The 24,876-nt window shown below is 39.2% G+C and carries 24 protein-coding genes; 15 read left to right on the top strand and 9 right to left on the bottom strand.

Annotated features, from left to right (window positions below):
- The first annotated feature begins 22 nt into the window (after nucleotides 1-22).
- The 3 genes from AC1D0Y_RS05825 to AC1D0Y_RS05835 all read left to right on the top strand — a co-directional run bounded on the left by AC1D0Y_RS05825 (nucleotide 23) and on the right by AC1D0Y_RS05835 (nucleotide 4,453).
- Nucleotides 23-1,228, top strand: coding sequence for an ornithine--oxo-acid transaminase (locus AC1D0Y_RS05825; protein ID WP_477707375.1), 1,206 nt, complete (start codon nucleotides 23-25; stop codon nucleotides 1,226-1,228).
- Between the two features lie 103 nt (nucleotides 1,229-1,331).
- Entirely contained in the window at nucleotides 1,332-3,011 is a 1,680-nt protein-coding gene (locus tag AC1D0Y_RS05830; protein WP_060746439.1) for a M20/M25/M40 family metallo-hydrolase, read from the top strand.
- Between the two features lie 23 nt (nucleotides 3,012-3,034).
- Entirely contained in the window at nucleotides 3,035-4,453 is a 1,419-nt protein-coding gene (locus AC1D0Y_RS05835; RefSeq protein ID WP_028407441.1) for an amino acid permease, read from the top strand.
- A gap of 27 nt (nucleotides 4,454-4,480) precedes the next feature.
- On the opposite strand, the gene AC1D0Y_RS05840 is transcribed toward AC1D0Y_RS05835, so the two are convergent.
- The 3 genes from AC1D0Y_RS05840 to AC1D0Y_RS05850 form a co-directional block, all read right to left on the bottom strand.
- Nucleotides 4,481-5,893: a sigma-54 interaction domain-containing protein gene (locus AC1D0Y_RS05840; RefSeq protein ID WP_028407442.1), complete on the bottom strand. Its 1,413-nt coding sequence runs from the start codon at nucleotides 5,891-5,893 to the stop codon at nucleotides 4,481-4,483.
- Between the two features lie 104 nt (nucleotides 5,894-5,997).
- Nucleotides 5,998-6,861, bottom strand: coding sequence for an SDR family oxidoreductase (locus tag AC1D0Y_RS05845; RefSeq protein ID WP_016763019.1), 864 nt, complete (start codon nucleotides 6,859-6,861; stop codon nucleotides 5,998-6,000).
- A 141-nt stretch (nucleotides 6,862-7,002) separates the two neighbouring features.
- Entirely contained in the window at nucleotides 7,003-7,494 is a 492-nt protein-coding gene (locus AC1D0Y_RS05850) for a YajQ family cyclic di-GMP-binding protein (RefSeq protein ID WP_013055376.1), read from the bottom strand.
- A 255-nt stretch (nucleotides 7,495-7,749) separates the two neighbouring features.
- On the opposite strand from AC1D0Y_RS05850, the gene AC1D0Y_RS05855 reads away from it, so the two are divergent.
- A complete protein-coding gene (locus AC1D0Y_RS05855) occupies nucleotides 7,750-8,613 on the top strand; it encodes a CvfB family protein (RefSeq protein WP_028407443.1) in 864 nt (287 codons plus the stop codon).
- Nucleotides 8,614-8,647: 34 nt separating this feature from the next.
- Here the strand turns inward: AC1D0Y_RS05855 and AC1D0Y_RS05860 are convergent, their stop codons facing one another.
- Nucleotides 8,648-8,779, bottom strand: a complete 132-nt coding sequence (locus AC1D0Y_RS05860; protein ID WP_013055378.1) for a DUF3941 domain-containing protein — start codon at nucleotides 8,777-8,779, stop codon at nucleotides 8,648-8,650.
- A gap of 52 nt (nucleotides 8,780-8,831) precedes the next feature.
- The gene (locus AC1D0Y_RS05865) at nucleotides 8,832-9,692 is read right to left on the bottom strand and encodes a DegV family protein (protein WP_028407444.1); all 861 of its coding nucleotides are present in this window, start codon (nucleotides 9,690-9,692) and stop codon (nucleotides 8,832-8,834) included.
- 256 nt (nucleotides 9,693-9,948) lie between these two features.
- Here AC1D0Y_RS05865 and AC1D0Y_RS05870 point away from each other — a divergent pair, with 256 nt between their 5' ends.
- Entirely contained in the window at nucleotides 9,949-10,788 is an 840-nt protein-coding gene (locus AC1D0Y_RS05870; protein ID WP_025749916.1) for a YitT family protein, read from the top strand.
- Nucleotides 10,789-10,825: 37 nt separating this feature from the next.
- Here AC1D0Y_RS05870 and AC1D0Y_RS05875 read toward each other — a convergent pair whose 3' ends face one another.
- From AC1D0Y_RS05875 to AC1D0Y_RS05885, 3 genes are all read right to left on the bottom strand, one after another.
- Nucleotides 10,826-11,587, bottom strand: coding sequence for a DUF3813 family protein (locus AC1D0Y_RS05875; RefSeq protein WP_028407446.1), 762 nt, complete (start codon nucleotides 11,585-11,587; stop codon nucleotides 10,826-10,828).
- Between the two features lie 3 nt (nucleotides 11,588-11,590).
- Nucleotides 11,591-11,743 (bottom strand): hypothetical protein, encoded by a 153-nt coding sequence (locus AC1D0Y_RS05880; protein WP_013055382.1) that lies wholly within the window; start codon nucleotides 11,741-11,743, stop codon nucleotides 11,591-11,593.
- A gap of 118 nt (nucleotides 11,744-11,861) precedes the next feature.
- A complete protein-coding gene (locus tag AC1D0Y_RS05885; protein ID WP_050691042.1) occupies nucleotides 11,862-12,674 on the bottom strand; it encodes a Cof-type HAD-IIB family hydrolase in 813 nt (270 codons plus the stop codon).
- Nucleotides 12,675-12,909: 235 nt separating this feature from the next.
- Between AC1D0Y_RS05885 and AC1D0Y_RS05890 the strand changes: the two genes are divergently transcribed.
- Nucleotides 12,910-13,218 (top strand): metal-sulfur cluster assembly factor, encoded by a 309-nt coding sequence (locus AC1D0Y_RS05890; RefSeq protein ID WP_272801746.1) that lies wholly within the window; start codon nucleotides 12,910-12,912, stop codon nucleotides 13,216-13,218.
- A gap of 30 nt (nucleotides 13,219-13,248) precedes the next feature.
- Here the strand turns inward: AC1D0Y_RS05890 and AC1D0Y_RS05895 are convergent, their stop codons facing one another.
- Complete coding sequence (locus AC1D0Y_RS05895) at nucleotides 13,249-13,947, bottom strand: Crp/Fnr family transcriptional regulator (RefSeq protein ID WP_098333854.1); 699 nt, start codon at nucleotides 13,945-13,947, stop codon at nucleotides 13,249-13,251.
- Nucleotides 13,948-14,298: 351 nt separating this feature from the next.
- Here AC1D0Y_RS05895 and argC point away from each other — a divergent pair, with 351 nt between their 5' ends.
- The 9 genes from argC (at nucleotide 14,299) to AC1D0Y_RS05940 (ending at nucleotide 24,833) form a co-directional block, all read left to right on the top strand.
- A complete protein-coding gene (argC, locus tag AC1D0Y_RS05900) occupies nucleotides 14,299-15,342 on the top strand; it encodes an N-acetyl-gamma-glutamyl-phosphate reductase (protein ID WP_272801744.1) in 1,044 nt (347 codons plus the stop codon).
- Nucleotides 15,343-15,391: 49 nt separating this feature from the next.
- Nucleotides 15,392-16,624: a bifunctional ornithine acetyltransferase/N-acetylglutamate synthase gene (argJ, locus tag AC1D0Y_RS05905; RefSeq protein ID WP_371264481.1), complete on the top strand. Its 1,233-nt coding sequence runs from the start codon at nucleotides 15,392-15,394 to the stop codon at nucleotides 16,622-16,624.
- A gap of 12 nt (nucleotides 16,625-16,636) precedes the next feature.
- The gene (argB, locus tag AC1D0Y_RS05910) at nucleotides 16,637-17,461 is read left to right on the top strand and encodes an acetylglutamate kinase (RefSeq protein WP_028407451.1); all 825 of its coding nucleotides are present in this window, start codon (nucleotides 16,637-16,639) and stop codon (nucleotides 17,459-17,461) included.
- Nucleotides 17,427-18,581, top strand: coding sequence for an acetylornithine transaminase (locus AC1D0Y_RS05915; RefSeq protein WP_098332507.1), 1,155 nt, complete (start codon nucleotides 17,427-17,429; stop codon nucleotides 18,579-18,581). The genes argB and AC1D0Y_RS05915 overlap by 35 nt, the downstream gene beginning before the upstream one ends.
- Before the next feature lie 70 nt (nucleotides 18,582-18,651).
- Nucleotides 18,652-19,725 (top strand): carbamoyl phosphate synthase small subunit, encoded by a 1,074-nt coding sequence (locus AC1D0Y_RS05920; RefSeq protein WP_028407453.1) that lies wholly within the window; start codon nucleotides 18,652-18,654, stop codon nucleotides 19,723-19,725.
- The gene (locus AC1D0Y_RS05925) at nucleotides 19,718-22,828 is read left to right on the top strand and encodes a carbamoyl phosphate synthase large subunit (RefSeq protein ID WP_477707376.1); all 3,111 of its coding nucleotides are present in this window, start codon (nucleotides 19,718-19,720) and stop codon (nucleotides 22,826-22,828) included. The genes AC1D0Y_RS05920 and AC1D0Y_RS05925 overlap by 8 nt, the downstream gene beginning before the upstream one ends.
- Nucleotides 22,825-23,775: an ornithine carbamoyltransferase gene (argF, locus tag AC1D0Y_RS05930; RefSeq protein ID WP_098332505.1), complete on the top strand. Its 951-nt coding sequence runs from the start codon at nucleotides 22,825-22,827 to the stop codon at nucleotides 23,773-23,775. Before AC1D0Y_RS05925 ends, argF begins: the two co-directional genes overlap by 4 nt.
- Before the next feature lie 104 nt (nucleotides 23,776-23,879).
- Nucleotides 23,880-24,524, top strand: coding sequence for an SDR family oxidoreductase (locus AC1D0Y_RS05935; RefSeq protein WP_477707377.1), 645 nt, complete (start codon nucleotides 23,880-23,882; stop codon nucleotides 24,522-24,524).
- 129 nt (nucleotides 24,525-24,653) lie between these two features.
- Complete coding sequence (locus AC1D0Y_RS05940) at nucleotides 24,654-24,833, top strand: YjzC family protein (protein WP_013055394.1); 180 nt, start codon at nucleotides 24,654-24,656, stop codon at nucleotides 24,831-24,833.
- Nucleotides 24,834-24,876: the final 43 nt, after the last annotated feature.

Below are 24,876 nucleotides of genomic sequence, written 5' to 3' on the forward strand. Positions count from 1 at the left end.
TAGAAAATAAGGAGGAGTAAATATGACAACTGAAACACAAAAAACGGTGAAAATCATTGAGCAAACAGAAAAATTTGGGGCACACAACTATCATCCGCTGCCGATTGTAATTGAAAAGGCAGAAGGCGTATGGGTACACGATCCAGAAAATAATAAATATATGGATATGCTAAGTGCTTATTCCGCTGTTAACCAAGGACATCGTCATCCAAAAATTATTGAAGCATTAAAACGTCAAGCTGATAAAGTAACGTTAACGTCACGAGCGTTTCATAATGATCAGCTTGGTCCATGGTATGAAAAGATTTGTAAATTAACAAATAAAAATATGGCTCTTCCAATGAATACGGGAGCAGAAGCGGTAGAAACAGCCATTAAAGCTGCACGCCGCTGGGCTTACGATGTGAAAGGCGTTGCTGAAAATCAAGCACAAATCATCGCATGTGTGGGCAACTTCCACGGTCGTACAATGACAGCTGTTTCCTTATCGTCTGAAGCAGAATATCAACGTGGTTTTGGACCGATGCTTCCAGGGCTTCAAACCATTCCTTATGGTGATTTAGAAGCGTTAAAAGCTGCTATTACACCAAATACAGCCGCATTTTTAATTGAGCCAATTCAAGGTGAAGCAGGTATCGTTTTACCTCCAGAAGGCTTCTTAAAAGCTGCAGCTGATTTATGTAAAGAACATAATGTGCTATTTATTGCTGATGAAATCCAAGTTGGCTTAGCGCGTACAGGCAAAATGTTTGCTTGTGATTGGGAAGACGTAGAACCAGATATGCTGATTTTAGGTAAAGCGCTTGGAGGAGGAGTTTTCCCTATTTCTTGCGTAGTCGCTAACGAAGACATTTTAAGTGTCTTTAACCCTGGCTCTCATGGTTCAACATTTGGAGGAAACCCGCTTGCTTGTGCCGTATCATTAGCTGCTTTGGAAGTAATTGAAGATGAAGAACTTCCAGCGCGTTCATTAGAATTAGGTTCTTATTTCAAGCAGAAGCTCCAAAGCTTAAGCAATCCAGTTATTAGAGAAGTGCGCGGCCGAGGTCTATTCATCGGGGTAGAATTACACGAAGAAGCTCGTCCTTATTGTGAAAAATTAAAAGACCAAGGTTTGCTTTGTAAAGAAACGCACAGTACGGTTATTCGTTTTGCTCCGCCGCTAATGATTTCAAAAGAAGAGTTAGACTGGGCAATTGAACGAATTGAAAAAGTATTTGCTGAGTAATCGGTTTAAAATAAATAAAAATAGTACGATATGTATATATCGTACTATTTTTATTCATATGCAGCTAAATAACGTTTTTATTTGATAGGCAGGAGGAATAGAAGTGTATATCCAACTCTCACAGCTAAGCATGGAAGAGCAAGTTGAATGTTTAACAAAAGCGTTAGTGAAAATCAAAAGTATCAATGGGACAAGCGGCGAAGTAAAGATTGCTGATTTCATTAAAAACACGCTTCAAAGTTTTCCTTATTTCAAAGAAAATCCCCTTCACGTTTGGGAACAGAAAATTAATGGCGATACGCTAGGTAGAAAAAATGTATTTGCTTTTATTCAAGGCAGCAAAAAAAATGCTCAAACAATGATTTATCACGCTCATTTAGATACGGTTGGCATTGAAGATTTTGGTCCATTAAAAGACATAGCATTAGATCCAGAAGAACTTCAGCGCTATTTCTCTATGCATAACATTAATGAAGATGTACAGCGAGATGCTCGCTCAGGTGAATGGATGTTTGGAAGAGGAGCCGTTGATATGCAAAGTGGAATTGCTGTACATTTAGCCAATGTGCTGCATTTTACTAAGCATCCAAATAAATTAGAAGGAAACGTCCTTTTTATGGTCAACCCAGATGAGGAAAGTCAGCATGCTGGAATTATTTCTGCTGTTTCTGAACTGAACCGTTTGAAAAAAGAAAAAAATCTTTCATATGTAGCAGCGATTAATACCGACTTTATTACACCTCTTTACGATGGAGATTCCACGCGCTATATTTATACAGGAGCCGCTGGGAAACTGCTTCCATGTTTTTATATTTACGGAAGGGAGGTACACGTAGGAGATACGCTTGCTGGTATAGACCCTAATTTGATTGCATCTGAGATTACAGGAAGCATCCATAACAATATTAATCTAGCTGAAAATATTGAAGGAGAGCTGGTACTGCCACCTTCCTGTCTGTATCAACGAGATAATAAAGAGGCTTATAATGTGCAAACTGCTGTAAGTAGTCATTTGTATTTTAACTATTTCATCTATGAACGAACGGCAAAAGAAGTGATGAGTCAATTAATTGGATTATCAATCGAAGCATGTGAAAAAGTGGAGAAAAAACTTTCTGATTATTACGAACTTTTTGTTCGGAGAACGAATTTACCAAAGCGAAACTTGTCTTGGAAAGTAGATGTTGTGAGTTTGGAAGATTATTTGGAAGAATTGGATCAAAAAGGGGTAAATGCTCAGGCTTGTATTGAACGAGCTTTCGAACAGTATGCGCATTTAGAACTTAGAACAAGGTGCTTTAAAGTAATTGAAGAACTTCAAAGGTTAGATCCGCATCAAAGTCCGCGCGTAATTGTCTTTTTTGCACCGCCTTACCTGCCTCATAATCACTTGAAGAAAGAAGAAAGCAGAGATCAGCAGCTTCTTTATCCCTTGCAAGCGGCTGTGGAGAAGGTTGGAAAACAGACGGGAGAGACGTTTCAGTTTAAAAAATTTTTCCCCTACCTAGCGGATGGCAGCTTTTTATCTCTTCATGAGACAGATGAGGAAATCGATGCTTTTACACGTAACTTTCCGGGATGGGGGATTGCAGGGGCGATTCCTTTCCGTGAAATTCGAGAATTAAATATTCCGTCCATCAATATGGGGGTATATGGGAAAGACGGACATAAGTGGACAGAGCGAGTGTACAAGCCTTATTCGTTCGGCGTCCTTCCTAAGTTGATTCAAGAAACAACTGTTCAGATGTTAAAAAGTAGGTATGCTTGTACAAACCACATATAAGAAAATGAAGAACGGAGGTACCGATGAATAGACATACAGAACAAAACCAATTACAGAGAACAATGAAAAGCAGACATTTATTTATGATTGCGTTAGGAGGCGTGATTGGAACAGGCCTATTTTTAGGTTCGGGTTTTACTATTAGCCAGGCAGGGCCGGGAGGAGCCATTCTTGCATATATAATAGGCGGCTTCCTCATGTATTTAGTTATGCTTTGTTTAGGAGAGCTAGCGGTAGCAATGCCGGTTTCAGGTTCCTTTCAAGAATACGCTACAAGGTTTTTAGGGCCTTCTACAGGCTTTATGATTGGATGGCTGTACTGGTTCAGCTGGGCAAATACGACAGGACTTGAATTTACGTCAGCAGGAATTTTAATGCAGAGGTGGTTTCCTGATGTACCTATATGGTCATGGTGCTTGATTTTTGGCGTCATTACATTTTTAATTAACGCTCTTTCTGCTCGAAGCTATGCTGAAACTGAGTTTTGGTTTTCGAGTATTAAAGTTACGGCTATTATTCTATTTATTTTAATTGGAGGAGCTGCTGTTTTTGGTTTTATCGATTTCAAGGGAGGAGAATCCGCACCGTTTCTTTCACATTTCACCCAAGGCGCAGGTCTTTTTCCAAATGGAATACTGGCAGTTTTATTGACTTTAGTAACGGTTAACTTTTCGTTTCAAGGAACGGAGCTTGTCGGCATTGCAGCAGGAGAAAGTGAAAGTCCTGAGAAAACGTTGCCGAGATCTATTCGAAACGTCATTTGGAGAACGCTGTTTTTCTTTGTGTTAGCTATGTTTGTTTTAGTCTCTATTCTGCCATACAAAACAGCAGGCGTCATTGAAAGTCCGTTTGTTGCCGTATTAGATCAAATTGGCATTCCATACGCAGCGGATATCATGAACTTTGTCATTTTAACAGCCGTTCTATCAGTGGCGAACTCCGGCGTTTATGCTGCTTCTCGTATGCTTTGGTCACTGTCAAACAGCAATATGGGGCCAAAACCTTTGAAGAAATTATCTTCAAAAGGTGTTCCAATTAACGCATTAATTGTGACAATGATTATTTCAGGGTGCTCGTTGATTACAAGCGTCGTGGCTGCTGAAACCGTATATCTTTGGTTTATTTCGATTTCAGGAATGGTGACCATTATTGTTTGGATGTCCATTTGTGCCTCTCAATTTATGTTCCGCCGTCGTTTTTTAGCGGAAGGAGGAGACATAAAGGAATTGAAATTTAAAACGCCGCTTTATCCGTTCGTTCCTATTCTAGGTTTTTGTTTGTATGGACTGGTATTAATCAGTTTAATTTTTATTCCGGATCAACGAATTGGTCTTTACTGCGGTGTCCCTTTAATCATTGTACTCTACGTGTATTATCACGTAGGAATCAAGAAAAATATTGATCAAAAACAATCGGATTCACCGGTTTATAAAGCAAAATAAAAAAGAAGTGCACTGTGCACTTCTTTTTTATTTAGAGCGGATGTTCAATCGTTTCATACGATACTGCAAGCTTTGTCTGGTCAGCCCTAGTATCTTAGCACTTTTTGAGATGTTGTGGCTGTGTTGTTCAAGCGTTTGTTTAATACATTCTGCTTCGAATGCTAACAGCTGTTCCTTTAAAGGAAGAGAAGGGTGAAAAGCGCTTGGATAAGAAGGTGCGTCACTGCTTGCTTTATTTTCAAAATGTTCATGCTGCTTTAGCTGGAACTTCGTTCTGTATTGGAAAGGAAGGTGAGAATAGTGAATAACATCTTCGTCCATTACCAAGTTCATTGCGCCTTCAATAATGTGTTCTAATTCCCGTACGTTCCCTGGCCAGTCATAAGAGAGAAAAGAAGACATGACTTGGTGATCTACGGTTTTTACATTCATCTGAAACAAATCATTGTATTTTTTGATGAAAAACTTTGTTAATTCAATAATATCTTCTTTTCGTTCACGAAGAGGAGGAATAAAAAGCGTCACGACGCCAAGTCGATAATATAAGTCTTTGCGTAATCGGTTTTCTGCAATTGCATCGATTGGATCTTCATTCATGTTCGCGATCACTCGAACGTTAACCGGTTTGTCCACTGTATCCCCAATTCTTCGTACGGTTTTTTCCTGCAGCACTCGAAGAAGCTTAGCCTGAAGATTTGGGTTTAACGAGTTGATTTCATCTAGCAGTAATGTGCCTCCTTGCGCTTGTTCGAAAAGGCCAGGATTATCCATTGCACCTGTAAAAGCTCCGCGCTTCGTACCGAACAAAAGGCTTTCAATTAAATTATCCGGTAGCGCAGCACAGTTTTGTGAAATAAAAGGAGCAGAAGAGCGGCTGCTGCCATTATGTATGCTTTGAGCAAACAATTCTTTTCCCGTGCCTGTTTCTCCAATGATTAAGACATAAGAAGGAGTTCTAGTAGCACGCTTGGCGTCTTCAATCACATCATGAACCGCCTGACTGTTTCCGATGATGCTGTCAAACGTAAAGCGTGTGTTTCCTTTTTGCCTAATGTTTTGCCGGATTAGACGCTCTAGTTTTGTCACGTCCTGAGCAATTTCAACCGCTCCTTGAATGACCCCGTCTTTTAAAATAGGGAAGGTATTATTAATCGTCGTGATTTCTTGTCCTTGATTGTTGAAATACGTTTGCTTGACGTTAACCGTTTCTTTTCCTTTTTGCAGCGCCTGTACAAGCGTGCTTTGCTGATTTTCTTTGAACATAAATACATCTAACAAGTTTTTATGTAAAACGTCTTGTTCATCCATCAGCTCCATCTTTGTCATCTTTTCATTATAAATAATAGTTTTTCCTGTTTCATCGACCGCATGGATACCGGCATCGACTTTATTTAAAATGGTTTCGTATATATGTTTAAGAGTGCTTAATGTATCGGTCATTCAAATACTCTCCTTTAGCGGTGTTCATATCTCTATTTAAACAAAAATAGCTGAATTCTGATAGTGTTTCCACATAAAAATAAATGAATGACCGAAGAGAAATGTTATCCGTTTACAATGGATCCCCCATTAATGTGCAGAACTTGCCCGGACATATAAGAAGAATCAGAGCTTGCCAAGTATACATAGGCTGGTCCTAGCTCAGAAGGCTGTCCTGCCCGTTTCATAGGTGTATTAGACCCAAATGTCGCAACTTGCTGTTCGTCGAACGTAGACGGAATAAGAGGTGTCCAAATGGGTCCCGGAGCTACGCCGTTTACGCGAATGCCTTTTGTTGCGAGCGAAGCTGATAAAGAACGTGTAAAAGCAACGATAGCACCTTTGGTTGAAGAGTAATCAATCAGCTGATCATGCCCATGGTAAGCTGTCACAGACGTCGTATTAATAATAGCGCTTCCTTGTTTTAAATGAGGCAATGCAGCTTTGGTCAAATGAAAAATTGAAAAAATATTCGTTTGAAACGTACGAGTAAGCTGTTCAGTCGTGATATCCGTAATACTTTTTTGAGGATGCTGTTCAGCAGCATTATTGACTAAGATGTCTATTTTTCCGAAAGTCTGAATGGCCTTTGAGACGACTTCTTGACAAAAATGCTCATCTCCTATGTCACCAGCAAGCAACAAACAAGAAGCTTCCATTCGTTCAACTTGTTTTTTGGTTTCATTTGCATCATCGTGTTCATTAAGGTAGGTTATGACAACATTTGCGCCTTCTTTAGCGTAATGATAAGCGACAGAACGTCCGATACCGCTGTCTCCTCCGGTGATAACAGCTACTTTGTTCTGTAATTTTCCGCTTGCCTTATAATCTGGAGCGATAGAGGTAGGGATTGGGTGCATATCTTTCTCAATACCTGGCTGAGTTTGCTGATGCTGAGGAGGGAAGTTTTGTTTTTGATTTTGATTCATTGGTATACACTCCTTAATTAATATGAGTATGTAAAGCGTATACTAGTATTTGTTAAGAAAGTGTATCTATGCATAGGAATAAGCCTGAACGAATAAAAAAAGGCTTTAAAAGAAAAAATGAATGCCGGAGCATCCATTTTTTTAGCGGTAATTAATAAATTGTACGTCAATAGGTAAATCAGCGCTGCGAATAGCTGAAATGATTTGCTGCAGGTCATCACGATTTTTACCGCTTACGCGAAGCTGATCATCTTGAATCTGGCTTTTTACTTTTAAACCGGTATTCTTAATAATCGTATTTAGCTTTTTAGCGTTGTCTTTGTCGATACCTTGAATTAGCTTGGCACGTTGTCTAACCGTTCCTCCAGAGGCGTTCTCAATTTTTCCATATGAGATATTGCGTGTAGGTACGCCGCGTTTAATAAGCTTGGAGATCAGTACGTCTTTTAACTGTTCAAGCTTAAATTCATCATCAGAAATAAGAACAAGCTCTTCGTTTTCAAGCGAGATTTCGCTTTTACTGCCTTTAAAATCGTAGCGGGTTTTAATTTCTTTTGTTGCCATGGTAATGCCGTTTGTTACTTCTGATAAATCGACTTGTGACACAATGTCAAATGAACTATCTTTAGCCATAATAACCTCCATATGTAAAGAGTTTGTTCTTTTATTATAAATAAAACACAAACTGTATACAACTGATATTGAATAGAGAGCCGGTAATTGATACAATACAAGTTATGCTTTTTGTTGTAAGCTATAGAAGCAGCTTTTTTAAACAATGCATGCATTTAAGTTGATTTGAAATTTAAAATGCTGTTCGATGCAAAGTGAGAAGGTATGTGGTGACGGAATAGTCACTACTAATTTATATAAAGGATGGATAGAACGATGAATGTAGAAGCTGGGATGAAAGCGTATTTAACAGTAAACCGGGAAACGCCGATTGGTTATATGTTAGCAGAAGGTGAAGAAGAAATTTTGCTACATAAAAATGAAACAACAAGAGAACTTGCTGAAGGAGAAGAAGTAGAAGTTTTTCTATACCTTGATCAGCATGACCGTTTAACGGCAACGATGCACTTACCTCTTGTTGAAGAAGGTGTCTATGAGTGGGTCGAGGTCGTAGATGTTAATCCAGGTTTGGGCGTGTTTGTAAATATCGGCATGAACAAAGATATGTTAATTGGTTCAACAGACTTACCTGCCCTAGAAGATCTGTGGCCAGAAGTCGGAAACAAGGTTTACTGTACAATGAAGATTTCAAAGCGCGGTAAGATGTACGGGAAAATTGCTACAGACGATGTGATGAAAGCAATGGCATTAGATGCCCCGCCCGAACTTTTTAATCGTGAAGTGCGCGGATACATCTATCGCGTACTGCGCGTAGGTTCATTTATTATGACAGATGAAGGATATGTTGGATTTATTCATGAAAGCGAGAGACGCAAAGAACCAAAGCTTGGGACGTATGTAACAGGCCGCGTAATTAATGTAAAAGAAGACGGAACGCTAAACGTATCGCTTCTTCCGCGCAAGCAAGAAAGCATGGATGAAGATGCACAAGTACTATACGATTACATGGAAAGCCGTGGTGGCGTTATGCCATTTTGGGATAAAAGCTATCCGGAAGATATTCGCGAGCGCTTTAATATGAGTAAAGCTGCGTTCAAACGTGCCCTTGGTAAACTGATGAAAGAAGGAAAAGTTTATCAAGAAGAAGGATGGACATATTTTAAAAAAGAAGAAAACTAAAAGGAGAAGCCGCTGAAAATTCAGCGGCTTCTTTTTATAAGTGATCAGTTTTTTTAGAAAATGAATGTTTTCCAAGCTCACGGTTATGCTTAGCTTGCAGATTCTTTTCGTGAAGCTTTGCGTTATTATCTTTTGCTTTTTTATCGTTATCGCTCGTTTTTGGCATTGTGATACACCCCTTTTTGATCGTACCTTTAGAATGCCCTGACCTCTTTAAATTATTCGATGGTTTCGTTCAAAAAGAAGACTGCAATCGTCCCTGGGCCAGAGTGAGAACCTATGGCTGCACCAATAATATTAATAATAAAATGTTTGGTTCCAAAACGTTCTTGAATCATCTCTTTCAGCTGAAGAGCTGTTTCTAAATCATCTCCATGGCTAATTCCAATGGTTTGAGAAGAGAGGCTTTTTCCTCGTTCTTCCATTACATCAAGCATGCGCTTAAATACTTTTTTACGGCCGCGGATTTTTTCGATTGGAATCAGTTTTCCATCTTCCACATGAAGCAGCGGCTTAATATTAAGCAGACCTCCTACAAAAGCAGAAGCTTTGCTCACGCGTCCTCCTTGAGCAAGAAAATCTAAGTCATCGACCGTAAAAATATGTTCCATATGCAGCGCGTATTGTTTTATTTTTTCTGTCATCTCGACTAGTGAGAGGTTTTGTTGTAGTAATTGTGCTGCATAATAAGTAACTACTCCCTGGCCAAGAGATGCACATTTCGTATCGATTATCTCTAATTGGAAATCGGGATACTTTTCTAGGAGTTCTTCTCGAATCATCATTGCTGTTTGGTATGTACCGGATAATTCTGAAGAAAAAGCTAAATAAATGCACGAATCACCTGATTTAGCTATGTTCTCAAAGACTTCATACGTAGTAGTTGGAGCCGCTTGAGATGTTTTTGGCATTTTGCCTTTACGGATGGCTTCGTAGACAGAAGCTGGCTCAATCGTTTGTAGATCTAAAAATTCTTGATTATCCAGGCTTACGCGAAGTGGTAAAAAGCCAACGTTATTTTCTTGAAAAAAGGATAAAGGCAAATCGCTTGCACTATCGGTTAAAAGTTTAATTGACATAAATGTCACCTTCCTAATTGCATTTATAAAATATTAAATGAATTTGATGTATAAACATTGAGAAGCGTTATATACGACATAGTATTAGTGTATAAGCACTTTGAGGAAAATACAATTTTTGAATAAGTTTTTTTAATTCTGCCAAATCGTACATACTATATGTACTAACTATTTTAAAGATGCTGACTTTATTCATTTTATAAATGGGTATAGGAGAGTAAGAAGTTTTAAAAAAGCGGAGGTCGGTCATTTGAATATGTGGCTTGAAACAAAAAAAGCGATAGTCGTCTTAGTAGGAGCATTATTGAATGCGCTTGCGCTCAACTTGTTTTTGATACCTGCTAATGTATATTCGAGCGGCTTTACAGGAGTAGCGCAGCTTGTTTCGAGTATCGTGACAGATTACACCCCTTTTACTATTTCCACTGGAGTGCTGCTGTTGTTGTTAAACATTCCTGTAACTATTTTAGGGTGGAAAAAAGTTGGGAAGTCATTTACTGTTTACAGCTTTATCAGCGTTGCTGCAACAACTTTGTTTCTTGGAATTATTCCTATTCAAGCACTTTCTAAAGACATCATCCTTAACGCAGTTTTTGGAGGCGTTATTTTAGCGGTAGGGGTAGGAATTACGTTGAAATTTGGAGCTTCAACTGGTGGGCTCGATATTATTGCCCTGATTTTGTCTCGAGTAAAGGACCGACCAATTGGCACTTATATGTTCATATTAAACGCAATTATTATCGTGCTAGCAGGTCTTTTATATGGTGCTGAGAAGTCACTTTATACGCTTGTGACGCTTTATACAACTACTCGCGTCATTGATGTTATTCATACGCGTCATGTCAAACTCACAGCAATGATCGTAACGAAAAAAGGAGTGGAGCTAAGAAAGGCGATTCACGCCAAACTTGTGCGAGGGATTACGGCGGTACCGGCTAAAGGCGGCTTTACAAACGAAGATAAAGAAATGCTAATGATTGTTTTGACCAGATATGAATTATTTGACTTGGAGCGAGTGATTAAAGAGGTAGATCCTAAAGCGTTTACCAATATCGTTCAGACAACGGGAATCTTTGGTTTGTTTCGCAAGGATTAAAAAAGGTCCAGGTATTCATTACCTGGACTCTTTTTTATTAATGTGTGCCTTTTAAGTCATTAGAAAGTTCTTGAAGCTGAGCTTGTTCTTCAGGAGAAGCATTTTGCTGCGCATGAGACAGCATATCAGCTGCAATGTTTTCATCAGAAGCTGCAGACGTATGAGCCTGAGACGTTTGATGATTTTGACCAGCAGCTCCTAATGTATTCTGAAGCTGCTGAAGCTGAGCTTGTTCTTCAGGAGAAGCGCTTTGCTGTGCATGAGACAGCATATCAGCTGCTACGTTTTCACTAGACGTGTGAGATTCACGGTGAGCGTGAGACTGACCGCCTTCTAAAGTGCTTTGAAGCTGTTCAAGCTGAGCTTGTTCTTCAGGAGAAGCATTTTGCTGTGCATGAGATAATATATCAGCTGCTACGCTTTCACTGGACGCATGAGCTTTACCGTGAGCGTGAGACTGACCGCCTTCTAAAGTGCTTTGAAGCTGTTCAAGCTGTGCCTTCTCTTCGGAAGAAGCATTCTGAACGATATGAGACAGCGTATCAGACGTAATGTCTGCGCTTTTCTCTTGTGAATGTGATTCTCCATCTGTATCATACGCTTGATGCAATGAGTTTTGGAATTGCTTCAGCTGCTCTTGCTCCTCAGGAGAAGCGTTAGAAGCAATACTATTTAATACGCCTTCTGAAATATCAAGTTCACCGTTGCCGTGCTTTTGACGATGAAGCTGATCTTCTGAATGGCCGGATACTGCATTTCGAATCGCATCTTTTACTTGACCAAAAAGTGAATTTTTCATAAGTTACTGTCCTCCATGAGGAGTTTGGCGCTGCTGAGCTTGAAATGCTTCTGCCTCTGCCATAGTCATATGATAAGGAATTCGTTCATCATGTTTTTGAACTGCGTCTGCACCTTGTTTCACAAAACGTTTTGATCGATTGCCTCTGCCCATCATAAATTCCTCCTCGTAATATAAATAAAACCGACACCTTAAGAAGTGTCGGTTATAGTGTGTGCTAAATAAAAAAAATGATAGCGATAAAAATTTACCTTGCTTTTCAAAAAAAGCTAAGTTATAAATTTAACGTTTTTTCCAAATAATAAGCAATACCATCATTTTCATTCGATTTTGTTACTTCACGCGCTAGCTGTTTTAATTCGTTAATACCATTTTCCATGGCAATACCGTGTCCTGCAAATTTAATCATTTCAAAATCATTGTCTTCATCTCCAAACGCAATAATTCGTTCGCGTGGAATTTGATAATGATTAGCTACGCGCTCAAGACCTACAGCTTTATTAAGTCCTTTTTTTACAATTTCAACGACATGCCAAGGTGCTCCCCAGCGTCTATGTTCTAGTACTTCTGCATGAACATCTGAAAGGTGAGAGCGTATATCTTGTACATGTTCTTCATCTGCGTGAATTAAAATAGACGTTGGGTCGTGCTGCAGTGTATGACGCAAATCACCCGTTTGTAATTTAGGATCCCCTAGGCTAAGTACATCCATTAATTTTCGATCTTCAAAATGAAGATACACGTCATCTTGTACTTCTGCCATGATATTGTTGATGCGATAGTCTTGCATAGCTGTCACAATGTCATGGACAGTGCGGCGGTTTAAAGGTTCGTGATGCGTGCCGAAATCAGGCTGAAGGGGGTGATGAACAAGCGCTCCGTTAAAGTTTACAATAGGCGTGGATAAATCTAATTCGCTGTAATACATAGCACTGGAACGATAAGGTCTACCAGTTGCAATCATTACAATATGTCCTTCTTGTTTGGCTTTTTCTAATACCCGTTTTGTTGTAGGTGAAATGGTTTTTTCATTCGTTAACAATGTTCCATCCAGATCTAAGGCGATTAAGTGTTGATCGTTTCTCATATAGGGCTCCTTTTAAATTGAAGTAGTTATACGATTATATTGAATTCTACTAATATTCATGCTTGTATTCCCATATTTTACACAACTTTTCCTTAGGAGCAAAGCAGAACGATTGACATGCAAAAGCTGTCTTGTTACGGTGTAAGACATAGTTATTGATTGCTTACGATAAATTGTTTAAGGGTATATTTAATACGTGAAGATAATTACGGAAGTAAGAGAAAGGAGAATGAATATGGATAAACAGTTAGAAGATAAAATCATGGAATCACTAGAAGAAGTAATTGATCCAGAGCTTGGCGTTGATATCGTAAATTTAGGCTTAGTGTATGGTGTAGAAATGGAAGAAAACAACACGGTTATCGTGACGATGACGTTAACTTCTATTGGCTGCCCGCTGGCTGGCGTGATTGGCGAACAAGTGAAAAAACAATTAATTTCTCTTGAAGAAGTAGAAAATGTAGACGTGAATATCACATTTAATCCTCCATGGGATAAAGATCGAATGACGCGCTACGCTAAAATTGCATTAGGTGTTCAATAAGAAAAAAGCCATCAACGATGGCTTTTTTTCTTATTCAATTCTGCACAATTCCAAAGGGCAGTCCTCACAGTCTATTTCTTTCTTTAAAAAAGAGAGCTTATGAATGATGATTTTTCCATCTGCCATCGAAATCACTTCATTTTTTCGCAACTCAGCGAGCATGCGATTGACCACTTCTCGAGATGTCCCGCATAGATTGGCGATTTCTTGATTTGTCAACGTTACGTTTAATAAAATACCATTTGGCTTCATTACTCCAAAACTATTAGACATGCGGATCAGAGTAGAGTAGAGAGCACCTTTTTTTCCATTTAGAATTAAGTCTCTAAACTTTGTCTGCATTCGCTTGATTTGGAGTCCCATCCACTTCATGTACTCCATAGAAAGAGCAGGGTATTGTGCTAGTTCGTTTTCTAACAACCGTTTTTGAATACTGATTGCCGTACAAGGTTCAATGGCTTTTGCTTGGAGCATATGGGGAGTAGATCCGCAAAACAGCATGACTTCCCCGATTAAGTCTCCTGAACTCGCCAGCTGAAGCGTCAGTTCGCGTCCTTCCGGCGTCACTTTACCTACTTGCACGGCCCCTGACGTAATAAAAAATAAATGAGTTGAAGGTGAACCTTCTTGAAAGAGAAAGTCACCTTTTTTAAACGAAATTTTATGATTAAAGTTCATAAAAAATTGCTGCAGCTCATTTGAAAAAGAATCCGTTGTGATGTTCATCATGTTATCACCTTTTAATTAAAATTTTTGCGACTGTTACTTATTAATCTATTAAGTTAGAACAGTCTGTATATGCTGTACGTCCACTAGCCGTATGAAAAAATCTCATACGGATGATTTTATCGATATTCTTATTATACACAAAAACAACCAGTGTTTTCCAAAACTATCTGTGAACAATTTCTAAACAAAAATAGAAAGATAGTTATAAAAATAAAAACTTATGAATAAATAAAAATGTTTAAAAATATAGAATAAAGTGTTGGATTTTTTAAATATTCATTTGATTTTATTTTTATACGGTATTATAATGATAAATAATTCAAATAGATACGTGGAAAAAGGAGTTTTAAAATGAAAGAATACAAGGTAGGAATTGTTGGAGCAACAGGGTATGGAGGAGTAGAACTGATTCGTTTGTTAGCGAATCACCCACATTTTCATGTTTATGCAGTTTATTCATCCTCTCAGGATGGGATGGAACTAGCAGAGGTTTATCCTCACCTTTCTAATACTGTATATATGCTGCAAGATATAAACCCTAAGAAGATGGCTGAAGAATTAGATTTAGTGTTTACAGCAACTCCTTCCGGTGTTTCTAGCAAACTTGTACCTCAATTAATAGAAGAAGGAATAAAAGTGGTAGATCTATCTGGAGATTTTAGATTAAAAACAGAAGCACTTTATGAAAAATGGTACAAAAAGCCTGCTGCAGCCGAAGCATTTTTACAACAGTCTGTGTATGGATTATCAGAATGGTTTGCAGACGAAGTCGAAAGCAGTACGTTCGTTGCGAACCCGGGTTGTTATCCAACAGCTACACTGCTTGGGCTAGCTCCCCTCGTTAGTAAACAAATGGTGAAACCAAACTCTATTATCATTGATGCAAAGTCCGGAATCTCAGGAGCAGGGCGCGGTCTTTCGCAAATGGCTCATTATGCTGAAATCAATGAAAATATGAAAATATACAAAGTTAATCAACATCAGCATATCCCAGAAATCGAATCTATTTTAGAAAAGTGGGATGAGGAAATTGGCCATGTTACGTTCAGTACGCACTTAGTTCCAATGACGCGAGGGATTATGAGTACAATATACGCTGAACTTTCTGAAGAGAGCTCAGTACAAGAGCTCCATCAGCTATATGTAGATACATATCAAAACTCCCCGTTCGTTCGCGTTCGAAAAGCTGGTGAATTTCCTTCTACTAAAGAAGTAAGTGCATCAAATTATTGCGATATCGGTATTACATTTGACGAACGAACAAAGCGTGTCACGATCGTTTCTGTCATTGATAACTTAGTAAAAGGGGCAGCCGGTCAGGCCATTCAAAATGCCAATATCATGATGGGATTTGAACAGCAAGCGGGTATCGGACTACTGCCTGTCTTCCCATAAAGTCAACAGCATCACTAATCACGATAAAAGCAGGAGGGAACGTATAGTGATTACGGTTAAACAAACGAAAGAAAAGATAAAGAAAATAGAGAACGGTACAATTGTAACGCCGCTAGGCTTTTCAGCAGACGGTGTTCATGCTGGTTTACGTTATGCTAAAAAAGATTTAGGAGTTATTGTAAGCGATGTGCCAGCTAATTGCGCAGCTGTTTACACGCTTAATGCCTTTCAAGCAGCGCCTTTAGCTGTTACAAAAGAAAGTGTAGCAGTGGAGCAGAAGCTGCAAGCGATCGTTGTGAACAGCGCATGTGCAAATGCATGTACGGGAGAACAAGGATTAAAAGATGCATACCAAATGCGAAATACGTGTGCAAAAGAGCTTAATATCCTACCTCATCATGTAGCGGTAGCTTCTACAGGCGTAATTGGAGAGCTTCTAGATATGGAAAAAATCGTGAAAGGCATTGGGTTGTTAAGTCCTTCGTCGAACAAAGAAAAAGCAGAAGAATTTCAAACGGCTATTTTAACAACAGATACAGTGATGAAGTCAGCTTGCTATGAAACAAAAATTGACGGCAAAGTAGTTACCATTGGAGGCACAGCGAAAGGATCAGGCATGATTCACCCAAATATGGCTACGATGCTTAGCTTTATCACAACGGATGCTAAGGTTGAAGCTTCAGTGTTACAAGATGCGCTAGGTTCTATTACAAATAAAAGCTTTAATCAAATTACAGTGGATGGTGACACATCGACGAATGATATGGTTGTTGTTTTAGCAAATGGAAAAGCTGATCACCAGTCGCTTACACCAGATCATCCTGAATGGAATTCGTTTTATGAAGCACTGCGCTTGACGTGTGAAGATTTAGCCAAACAAATTGCACGCGACGGTGAAGGAGCAACAAAACTAATTGAAGTAAACGTATCTGGGGCTCATACAAACGAAGAAGCAAATGTGATTGCTAAACAAATTGTGGGCTCGAACCTAGTGAAAACGGCCATGTATGGAGCCGATGCCAATTGGGGACGAATTATTTGTTCAGTTGGGTACAGCGGAGTAACGCTTAATCCAGAAACAGTGAATGTTTCGTTAGGCAATATCCAGATGTTAGAAAACAGTCAGCCTGTTTCATTTAGTGAAGAAGAAGCAAAGGCTTATTTAGAAAATGATACGGTCGAAGTCTATGTTGACTTGCAGCAGGGAAATGGAATTGGCAAAGCGTGGGGCTGCGATTTGACTTACGATTACGTCAAAATCAACGCCAGTTATCGAACGTAAGGAGAGAGTGAAATGAGCAATGAAAAAATCGTCGTTGTAAAATGCGGAGGCAGCATTGTCAATCAGTTAACAAGCGCTTTTTTTGAAAGTATTCAGCAGTTAAAAGCGAGTGGATATCAGATCATTGTTGTGCACGGAGGCGGACCTGATATTCAAGATACGCTTACCAAACTTCACATTGAAACGGAATTTGTAGATGGGCTTCGAAAAACGTCCAAAGAAGCATTAGAAGTTGTGACGATGGTATTAGCAGGCAAGGTTAATAAGCAGCTTGTAAAAGATCTACAAAAAGCGAACTTAAAAGCGGTAGGACTATCAGGAATTGATGGATTATTGCTTAAAGCAGAGGCAATTGATGTGGAACGTCTAGGTTACGTTGGAGAAGTAAAAGGCGTAAACGATACATTATTAAAACAACTAACTGACAGTCAGTATATTCCAGTTGTTTCTTCCATTGGAGCAGATGAAGAAGGTAATAGCTATAATATTAATGCTGACGTGGCAGCCGGAGCCGTTGCACAAGCAGTAAATGCTGAAAAGCTGATGTTTGTAACGGATGTAAAAGGTGTGTTAAAGGATGGAGCATTGCTTCCTGAGCTTACAAAGTCAGAGATTGATGCACTTATTGAAGAAAAAGTAATTTACGGCGGAATGATTCCGAAAGTAACATCAGCGGTAAATGCGTTATCTCCTTTGCTTGAAGAAGTTCATATTATTAGCGGAACTGATGGATTTTTAGATAAGGAAGGGAAGCTGATTGGTACAGCAATTAAATATAGTGGAAAAGGTGGAGAAGATAGCGATGAGTTCATTGTTTCCAACATATCAACGGTTTGATATCCATGTGGAAGAGGCGCAAGGAACAAAATTAATAGATAACAAAGGAAATGAGTATTTAGATTTTATTTCAGGTATCGCTGTTTGTAACGTAGGTCATCGTCATCCTGATGTTCAAAAAGCGGTCGAAGAGCAGTTAAATAAAGTGTGGCATGTGTCAAATTTATTTCATCAATCGATTCAAGAAGACGTAGCAGGTAAGCTTGTGGAACACTCAAACGGTGATGCAGTATTTTTCTGTAACAGCGGTGCAGAAGCCAACGAAGCGGCGATTAAATTAGCGCGTAAGTACACACAAAAACACAAAATTATTACGTTTACAAAATCATTTCATGGACGTACATTTGCTACAATGACAGCTACAGGGCAGGCAAAAATTCATGATGGCTTCGGTCCTCTTGTTAATGAGTTTGTTTACGTGCCATACAATGATGAAGAAGCATTAAAACAAGAAATGGACGACAGCGTAGCAGCAATTATGGTTGAAGTCATTCAAGGAGAAGGCGGAGTGGTTCCAGGAACCGAAGCATTTTTATTAACCATTCAAGAGCTGTGTAAAAAGCACGAAGCACTGTTTATAGTCGATGAAGTGCAGACTGGAATCGGCAGAACAGGAAAACCATTTGCTTATCAGCATTTTAACGTTTCACCAGATATTATTACAGCAGCTAAAGGATTAGGAAGCGGAATGCCGGTTGGTGCGATGATTGGAAAAGGATATCTCAAAGAAGCATTTGGACCTGGTACTCACGGAACAACCTTTGGAGGAAACCCAATTGCACTAGCTTCAGCCAAAGCAACCTTAAACATTATTTTTAATGAAGCATTTTTGGCAGAGGTTACAGAAAAAAGCCTTTATTTTACCAATGCTTTGAAAAATAGCTTAGCAGATTATTCATTTGTAACCGATGTTCGTGGAAAAGGTTTTATGATTGGAATTGAATGCGGAGAACATCAGTCAGCATTGCTTGCAGCTATGCGTGAAAAAGGATTGCTAGCACTGGGAGCGGGACCGCATGTGGTACGATTGCTGCCGCCTTTAACTGTAACAAAAAAAGAGTTGGACCAAGCGATTCATATCATTGAAGAAGCGTTTAGCCAAACAAAAATTACTTCATAATACAAATTTTTTTGAATATGTTTGTATAAAAATTCTGTTTTATAAATAATTATTCGAAGAGGGATGCACAATGAACGGATATTTACACTTAGCAAACGGCGATTCGTTCGCCGGACACATTGAACATACAGCAACGCACCAGGCAGAAGGAGAAATTGTTTTCTTTACTGGAATGACTGGTTATCAAGAAGTTGTGACTGATCCATCTTACAAAGATCAAATTATCGTCTTTACGTATCCTTTGATTGGGAACTATGGTATCAATGAAAAAGATTATGAAAGCAAAAAGCCTCACGTAGCAGGCGTTGTCGTATACGAATGTTCAGATGAAGGGTTCCATTACGAAGCGATGTACAGCTTTAAACAATATTTAAAGAAATGGAACATTCCGCTTATTACACATGTGGATACGAGAGCGGTCGTAAAACGAATTCGAAAAGAAGGTACGATGCAATCTGCCTTTTCGACATCTGCTGAATCGCCAGCATTTACTGCTGAATGCGATGGATATGTAGTAAAAGAAGTATCAACAAAAGAGCCTGTTACTTACGGAAATGGTGAAAAACACGTTGTATTAATGGACTTTGGGTATAAAAAATCAATTTTACAAGAGCTGTTAAATCGAGAGTGCAAAGTAACAGTTGTTCCTTATTCTACAAGCTCTTCAAAAGTAAAAGAACTGCAGCCGGATGGCATTGTCTTATCAAACGGACCTGGAGATCCAACTCAAGTGAGCAGTCAGCTGGATGAATTAAAAGAAATTATTTCATCGTATCCAACTTTGGGAATTTGCTTTGGACATCAGTTAATTGGGCTCGCTTTTGGGGCGCAAACCAAAAAGCTGGCGTTCGGTCACCGAGGAGCTAATCAGCCTGTAATTGATTTAACGACTAACAAAGTGTGTATGACTTCTCAAAATCACAGCTATGTCGTAGACGAACAGACGATTACGTCTACGCCATTAAACGTTCGATTTAAAAATGTGAATGACGGATCGGTTGAAGGTTTAATGCATAAAGACCTTCCTGTTATGTCGGTTCAATATCATCCAGAAGCACACCCTGGACCAAGTGACAGCACGTATATCTTTGATGAATTTATGACGAAAGTACAGCAAGTAGGGAGCGGAAAAGTATATGCCTAAAGACCAAACGTTAAAAAAGATTTTAGTAATCGGATCAGGACCAATCGTAATTGGGCAAGCAGCAGAATTTGATTATTCAGGAACTCAGGCGTGCTTGTCATTAAAAGAAGAAGGTTATGAAGTTATCTTAATCAATAATAATCCAGCTACAATTATGACGGACACTCACGTAGCAGATCGAATCTATTTTGAACCATTAACAGTAGACTGCGTAGAGAAAATTATTGCAAAAGAAAAGCCCGATGGTTTGTTAGCCACATTAGGCGGACAGACGGGTTTAAACTTAGCCCTTGAGCTTCATGAACAAAACATTTTGCCAAAATACGATGTGAAACTTTTAGGAACACCGATTGAATCAATCAAAAAAGGTGAAAGCCGTGAAGAGTTCCGTGCATTGATGAATGAACTGAATGAACCGGTGCCGGAAAGTGAAGTTGTCACAAAAGTAGAAGAAGCGTTAGCTTTTGCCAAGAAAATTGGTTTTCCTGTTATTGTACGTCCTGCTTATACGTTAGGCGGAACGGGCGGAGGAATTGCTCATTCTATGGAAGAGCTTGAAAAGCTTTCAGCGTCAGGTTTGCGTGAAAGTGCTATTACTCAGTGCTTAATTGAAAAAAGCATTGCTGGATTTAAAGAAGTTGAGTATGAGGTTATGCGTGACGTAAACAATACGTGCATCACAATTTGTAATATGGAGAACATCGATCCCGTAGGCGTCCATACTGGAGATTCGGTGGTCGTTGCTCCTTCTCAGACACTAACAGACGTGGAATATCAAATGCTTCGCTCTGCTTCAGTTAAAATTATTTCATCGCTTGGCATTATTGGGGGGTGCAACATTCAGTTTGCGCTTGATCCAAAAAGCAAGCAGTACTATTTAATTGAAGTAAATCCGCGTGTGAGCCGTTCGTCTGCTCTTGCATCAAAAGCAACTGGCTATCCGATTGCTAAAATTGCTGCAAAGCTATCGGTAGGCTACACGCTTCATGAGTTATTAAATCCTGTGACAGGAGACACATATGCAAGCTTTGAACCTGCTCTTGACTATGTAGTAGTGAAATTTCCAAGGTGGCCGTTTGACAAGTTTTTCTACGCTGAAAGAACGCTTGGCACCCAAATGAAAGCAACTGGAGAAGTAATGGCTATTGACCGTAACTTTACACGTAGCTTCCAAAAGGCATTATCTTCTTTAGAAATTGACTTACAAGGATTAGAAGTAGAAGAACTGCAAGAACTTTCAACAGATGAATTAAAAAGCAAGCTGGGCGAACAAAGCGATGAGCGTATTTTTGTTATCCTTGAGCTTTTACGCCGCGGCACAACGCCTCAGTATATCCATGAAGTAACACAAATTGATTATTTCTATTTAACACACTTTGCACAGCTGATTAAAATGGAAGCCTCTTTAAAAGAAGTACGTTTTGATTCGATTACAGCTGAACACTTTAAACAAGTGAAGGAGCATGGTTTTACAGATGCGTATCTAGCAAACGTATGGAATGTGCCAGAACTTGACGTAAGAGCGAAACGTAAAGCACTACATATTACGCCAAGCTATAAAATGGTGGATACATGTGCAGCGGAATTTGAATCTTCAACGGCTTATTTCTACTCTAGTTACTACGGGGAAAGTGAGATTGAACCATCAACGAATAAAAAAGTTGCGATTATCGGTTCTGGACCTATTCGTATCGGGCAAGGAGTAGAGTTCGACTATAGCTCTGTACACGGTGTGCTAGCTCTTGAAAAAGAAGGATACGAAACGATTTTAATTAACAATAATCCAGAAACGGTAAGTACGGATTTTGAAGTAGCAGATCGCTTATATTTCGAACCTGTAACAGTAGAAGACGTATCAAATGTTCTTGATGCTGAAAATGTGACGGATGTAATTGTTCAATACGGAGGTCAAACGGCTATTTCGCTCGTTAAAGGTCTAGAAGAAGCTGGCGTTAATTTATTAGGTATTACAAATGATGTCATTGATGCACTTGAAGATCGTGACCTGTTTTATAAGCTCTTAGACGACTGCGATATTCCTCATATTCCAGGTGAAATGGCGAAAGACGCGAAAGAACTTGTACAAAAAGCAAAAGATATGGGATTCCCATTACTCATTCGTCCTTCTTACGTGATTGGCGGAAAAGGAATGCTGACAATTCAAAACGAAACGGAGCTTCAGGCTTGTTTACCGGCTATTAAAGCGTCTCATTTCCCAATGCTTATTGATGCTTACTTCCCTGGAAAAGAAACAGAAGTTGATGTGGTAGCAGACGGAAAAGATGTGTTGATTCCGACAATCGTTGAACATATTGAAAAAGCTGGCGTTCATTCAGGAGACAGCTATGCGCTTTTACCAGCAAAAACAGTAGAAGCAGCACATAAAGAAAAAATGGTAAGCTACGCTCAAAAAATTGTAAACAAACTTCAATATAAAGGGATTATGAATATCCAATATGTTATTTACAACGGTGAAGTCTACATGCTGGAAGTTAATCCGCGTGCCAGCCGTACAGTTCCTGTAGTAAGCAAAGTGTGCAACACGCCGCTTGTTTCGCTATCAACTCAAATATTGCTTGGGAAATCATTGTCGGAAATTAGTGAAAAGCTAGGTTTATTGCCGGATCCGGCTTATACAACTATCAAGTTTCCAGTGTTTTCGACAAGTAAATTATCAGGAGTTGATCCACTTGTTGGACCGGAAATGAAGTCAACTGGTGAAGGAATTGCGATTTCTTCAACGATTGAAGAAGCAGCAAAGAAAGTATTCCATCAGTATGTGTTAAGTAAAAAAGGTGCTGCAGAAGTGTATATCAACGGAGAAGCGCAGGGCCTTGAAGAACTTGCGCAAAGCGCGGGATTAACTCTTGTTAAAGATAAAGAAGTTAGTGAATGGGTGAAAACGAAAGAAGCTTTATTATATGTAAGTTTACAGCCCGAAGATAAAGAAAGCCGTATGTCAGCATTAAAACACGGTTTAATGGTTATGACGGAGGCAGAAACGGCTTCGCTATTTTTCCAATCGTTCCAAGTCGATGAATATCACGTTTCATCACTGCAAGAATGGTTTCAAAAAACTAAAAAGGAAGTGACAGTATCATGAGTACAGTATCGGTAAATACGAATTTAAAAGGAAAAGATTTGCTTACACTTAAAGATTTATCATCAGACGATATTATGTCACTTTTGGAAAGCGCCATTGAGCTGAAAGAAAAGCATAAAAATGGTGAAATCGTAACATCGTTAAAAGGAAAAACGCTGGGGCTCATTTTTGAAAAATCTTCAACAAGAACAAGAGTCTCATTTGAAGCGGGAATGATGCAGCTTGGAGGAAACGCCCTCTTTTTAAGCAGCCAGGATTTACAGATTGGACGCGGAGAAACGATTGCTGATACAGCACGCGTACTATCTGAATTCATCGATGCTATAATGATTCGTACGTTTGAACACAGCAAGATCGAAGAGCTTGCAGATTACGCATCCATTCCCGTTATTAATGGTTTGACAGATGATTATCATCCTTGTCAGGCTCTAGCTGATTTATTAACGATTTACGAGCACAAGAAATCATTTGAAGGGCTAAAAGTAGCTTATGTTGGAGACGGAAATAATGTAGCGCATTCGTTAATGATTGCCTGTGCAAAAATGGGAATAGATATTTCAATTGGATGCCCTGATGGATATGAGCCAAAAGACTTTGTCACAGCTTATGTTCATGAAATAGCTGCTACAACGGGCGCTAAAGTTACGATTACAAAAGATCCTGTAGAAGCTGTGAAAAATGCCGATGCTATTTATGCAGACGTATGGACAAGTATGGGACAGGAAGAAGAAGCACAGCAGCGTTTGAAAATATTTGCTCCTTATCAAGTAAATGCAGAACTAGCTGCCTATGCTAAGTCAGACTATTTATTTCTGCACTGTTTGCCTGCGCATCGTGAAGAAGAAGTAACAGCAAGCATTATTGACGGACCAAATTCTGTTGTCTTTCAGCAGGCTGGAAATCGTATGCATGTACAAAAAGCTTTGCTGCAAGCCATTTTATCTTAAGAGAAAAACCCTTTCTGAGAATATCAGAAGGGGTTTTTTTGTTTAAAGGGAATTAATTGAGGGAACACCAATTGTATACTAAACAGAACGAAAGGTGATTTATGATGAAAGTATTAGTTGTTGGAGCAAACGGAACAACGGGAAAACAAGTGGTAGAAAAAGTTGCAAACAGCAAGCAGCACGAAGCTTATGCGATGATTCGCGACGAAAAACAAGCAGACGCGTTAAAGAAGCTGGGTGCCAACGTTGTGCTTGGTGACTTGGAGCAAGATGTTTCAGATGCTTTAAGAGGTATGGACGCTGTCATATTTGCAGCAGGTTCTGGAGGAAATACGGGAGACGAAAAAACAATCGCTGTGGATCAAAACGGTGCTAAAAATATCATTGATGAAGCAAAAAATCAAGGTGTAAAGCGCTTTGTTATGTTAAGTTCAATGGGAACAGACGCACCTGAACAAGGACCAGAAGGCTTACAGCTTTACCTTCGTGCGAAGGCGATAGCGGATGAATACTTAAAGCAGTCTAATCTACAGTATACAATTGTACGACCAGGAACTTTATCGAATGATCAAGCTACTGGGAAAATTGACATCAATAATGATATTGAAGATAAATCTCAGACGATTCCCCGAGCAGATGTAGCAACCGTGCTTTTAGAATGTCTAAACGAAGAAGCTACGATAGGAAAAACGTTTGAAATGCTAGCTGGAGAAACTGAAATCGAACAAGCTATCAAATTTACTCATTAATACAAAAGGGCGGATCTGAAGGTCTGCTCTTTTTCTCTTCCTAATATGAAAACATCTCCATTATGAAACAGAAATCTTAAGGGAATAGTATAGGAGAACATTTCATTTCAGGAATGAGGAGGCAGGACAATGGGACAAAATCGTCATTTCACACCGGGTCAAAAAGCTCCTAATAACGGAGTTTATATTGAAATTGGTGAAACAGGAAGCAACGTAAATAATCCTCAAAAGGTTAAATTAAAAGCAGGAGAGCGTTTTCCAGAGACGGCCAACGATGATCGCCACTGGACGTACATGCGCAAGCCTTAAATAGTAAAAAATAAAGAAGCCATTCTAAATTGAATGGCTTTAC

The sequence above is a fragment of the Priestia sp. P1_B12_1 genome (assembly GCF_056406695.1).